Origin of the sequence: Nocardia takedensis NBRC 100417 (genome assembly GCF_000308695.1) — a bacterium.
Classification (GTDB): domain Bacteria; phylum Actinomycetota; class Actinomycetes; order Mycobacteriales; family Mycobacteriaceae; genus Nocardia; species Nocardia takedensis.
On sequence record NZ_BAGG01000207.1, the window covers coordinates 1 to 3,776 of the forward strand.

The window sequence follows — 3,776 nt, forward strand, 5'->3', positions numbered from 1 at the left end:
AGGCCGTCGTCGTGCTGCTCGCCGCAGACGGGCCGAGCGCGCGCCTCGAGGAGGCCGTGCGCCGACTCCGGCACAGCGCCGCCGACCGGGAGTCGGTGGAGCAGGCCGTCGCCTACGCCGAAGAACGGGCGGGGGCTTCGCGGGAGTTCGCGCGGACGGACGGCCGATGATCGCGCGCGTTCCGTGTCGCTCCCCCTTCTACGTTATACCCGATCCCGGGTCCTCATGAGGTGTCGGAAACTGGTCCATAATCGCTCGCGAACCGCCGGAACACCAGGTGAGGAGTAGCGGATGACCTATGTGCTCGGCTTCGGGGAGATCGACCGGAACGCCGTCGCGATCGTCGGCGGCAAAGGGGCGAACCTGGGTGAGCTGGCGCGGATCGACGGCGTCGAGGTGCCCGGCGGATTCTGCGTGACGACTGAGGCGTTCGCGCGGACCGTGACGGACGCGCCGTCGGTCGCGGCCGGCCTGGCGGCGTTGTCGCGGGTGGCGGCCGAGGATCGCGACGCGATCGGGAAAGCGAGCGCGCGGGTGCGGGCGGCGATCGAGGCGCTCGGCGTGCCCGAGGAGGTGGCGGCCGAGATCCGCCGCGCGCACGAATCGCTCGGCGTCGAGGGCGCGTACGCCGTGCGTTCCAGCGCAACGGCGGAGGATCTGCCGACGGCCTCGTTCGCGGGACAGCAGGACACCTACCTGAACGTCGTGGGGTCCGCGGCGATCGTCGAGCACGTGAGCCGGTGTTGGGGGTCGCTGTTCACCGAGCGGGCGGTCGCCTACCGACTGCGCAACGGATTCGACCACGGCGCGGTCCGCATGGCGGTGGTCGTGCAGCGGATGGTGTTCCCGCGCGCGGCGGGCATCCTGGTCACCGCCGATCCGCTCACCTCGGACCGGAAGGTCGTCTCGATCGACGCCGGTTTCGGCCTCGGCGAGGCGCTGGTGTCCGGACTGGTCGACGCCGACGTCTACCGGGTGCGCGAGGATCGCGTCGTCGAGGCGCGGATCGCCGCCAAGAAACTCGCGATCGAACCGGCGCCGGGCGGCGGGACGCGGGTGCGCGAGATCGAGCGGGAGCGCCGCGAGGAACCGGTGCTGTCGCGGGCCGAGGCGTTGACGCTCGCGCGACTGGGGCGTCGGGTCGAAGCGCACTTCGGCAGTCCGCAGGACATCGAGTGGTGTCTGGACGGCGCGAATCCGCTCGTCGTGCAGAGCAGACCGATCACCACGCTGTTCCCGATCCCGGCGGCCGCCGACACCGAGAACCGCGTCTACGTCTCGGTCGGCCACCAGCAGATGATGACCGACGCCATGAAACCGCTGGGACTGTCGGTGTGGCAGCTGACCAGTCGCGCGCCGATGCGCGACGCGGGCGGCCGGTTGTTCGTGGACGTCACCGAGATGCTGTCGACGGCGGCCGGACGCACCGGCTTGGTCGAAGGGCTCGGCAAATCGGACCCGCTGATCGGCGACGCGCTGCGCACCGTCATCGACCGCGGGGATTTCCTGCGACCGGCGGTCCAGGCCGACGCGCAGGCCCCGACAACGGCCGGCGCGGCCGAACCGCTCGACGCCGACCCGGATCTCGTCGCCGAGTTGATCGCGCGGATGGCGGAGTCGCTGGCTCGGCTCGACCACGACATCCGCGACGAATCCGGTCCGGCGCTGCTCGATTTCATCCGGGCCGACATCGCGGAGTTGCGGCGCGTGGTGTTCGATCCGCGGGTCATGCGGGTGATCAACGCGGCGATGGACGCCTCGTGGTGGCTGGGCGAGCACCTCGCGCACTGGCTCGGCGACAAGAACGCGGCCGATGTGCTCACCCAGTCCGTCCCGGGGAACGTCACCTCGGAGATGGGGTTGGCGCTGCTCGACGTCGCCGACGTGATCCGTCCGCACGCGGAGGTCGTGGCCTATCTGCGCGAGTCCGAGCGCTCGCCGGTCGACGGTGCGGCATTCCTCGACGGGCTGGCCCGATGCGCGGGTGGCGGCGAGGCGCGGGCCGCGTTCGAGGACTTCCTCGCGCGCTACGGCATGCGCTGCGTCGGCGAGATCGACATCACCCGGCCGCGCTGGAGCGAGAGTCCCCGCACGCTGGTCCCGACGATTCTCGGCAACGTCGAGAATTTCGCACCCGGCGCGGGAGCGCGACTGTTCACGATGGGCGCGCGCGAGGCCGAGCAGAAGAAGGCCCAGATCCTGCGGGATCTGCGCGCGCTGCCGGACAAGGCCGAGCAGGCCGAGCGGATGATCGATCGCGTCCGCACGTTCTCCGGGTTCCGCGAATATCCGAAGTACAGCATGGTCGGCCGCTATTTCGTCTACAAGCGGGCGTTGCTGCGCGAGGCCGAACGCCTCGTCGCCGCAGGGGTTCTCGACGATCCCGAGGACATCTTCTACTTCCGGTTCGACGAACTGGCCGAGGTCGCGCGCACGCGGCACGCGGACCGGGACCTGGTGCGGCGACGCGAGGCCGAGTTCCGCGCGTACCGGTCGCTCACCCCGCCGCGGGTGCTGACCTCCGACGGCGAAACCCTCGGCGGGACCTATCGGCGCGCGGATCTCCCGGCGGGCGCGCTGCCCGGGATGGCGGTCTCGGCCGGGGTGATCGAAGGTCGCGCCCGGGTCGTGGCCGATATCGCGCGCGCGGATCTGGCCCCCGGCGACATCCTGGTCACCGCCTACACCGACCCGAGTTGGACACCGCTGTTCGTCGCGATCGCGGGTCTGGTGACGGAGGTGGGCGGCCTGATGACCCACGGCGCGGTGATCGCCCGCGAGTACGGACTGCCCGCGGTCGTCGGCGTCGAACAGGCGACCGGGCTGATTCGCGACGGGCAGCGCATCCGGGTGAACGGCACGGACGGCTACGTCGAAATACTGTCCGCCCCTGCTGATCCCGCGTAGCAGGAACCGGTCGGGCGAACCGGGGATGCCCCGTCGCGTCCCCGGTTTGTTTCGCACACTCGAATCGTCAGCCGGGCAGGGCGGGGATGGCCTCCGCGTACCAGCGGAACAGGTCGGTCGACCGGTCCGGGTCCCGAGCGGCCAGTTCCGCCCAGCAGGCCGCGGTGGCGGCGCGGGCCGCCGCGCCGACCCAGGGGCGCGGCAGCAACTCGGGCGGAAGCAGGGGGTCGGGGTCGACGGCTCGGCTGAATTCGGCGGCCAGCGCCACGGTGATCCTGGTCCGCTGGATTCGGGAGGCCTCGGGCAGTTCGGCGCGGAATCGTTCGGCGGCGGCGAGCAGACGACGGTGGCCTTCGGCGATCCGGGCCAACGGCCACAGGTGGGCCGCGAGGGCACGCGGTTCCTCGATACCGCCGACGACGAGATCGGTGGTGGTGCACGTGGTGACGTAGCGGGCCGCGTCCGAGGCGGCCACGGCGGAACGGATCCGCCGCTCCCACGGATTCGCGCAGACGTAGAGGCCGCCCTGGATCGCGGCGCCGCCCAGGCGCAGGACCGCCTCGCGCAGGACATCGCGTGTGCGGCGATCCGATTCCGGGACGGCGAAACCGATCAGTCGCCACCGTCCGTCCCAGGCGATGTCACCGCGGTCCTGGGCGTACATGTAGCGCAGGAAGTCGCGATCGGGTCCGATGACCGCGCGGGTCTGCCGCGTCGCGCGCAGAACGGCCTTGCGCCCCCGCCCTTCCTGGACGAAATGTCCCTCGCCCACCAGTCGTTTCACGCAGAGCCGGACCTGCTGGTCGGTCATCGCGAACAGCGGCGCGAGTTCGTAGAGTTCGCCGCAGTCGACGCTGCCGTCGCGCCGG

The 3,776-nt window shown here is 71.4% G+C and carries 2 protein-coding genes; one reads left to right on the forward strand and one right to left on the reverse strand.

The features are described from left to right. Positions 1-291 precede the first annotated feature (291 nt). On the forward strand, positions 292-2,907 hold the full coding sequence (gene rph, locus ON30_RS28045; protein WP_040712019.1) for a rifamycin-inactivating phosphotransferase: 2,616 nt from the start codon (positions 292-294) through the stop codon (positions 2,905-2,907). Between the two features lie 67 nt (positions 2,908-2,974). On the opposite strand, the gene ON30_RS28050 is transcribed toward rph, so the two are convergent. Then, positions 2,975-3,776: PaaX family transcriptional regulator C-terminal domain-containing protein (locus ON30_RS28050; RefSeq protein ID WP_040712021.1), on the reverse strand; the 802-nt coding region annotated here is incomplete at its 5' end.

Coding starts and splice junctions, on each gene's coding strand:
- rph (WP_040712019.1), top strand. CDS start 292: ATGACCTATGTGCTCGGCTTCGGGGAGATCGACCGGAACGCCGTCGCG.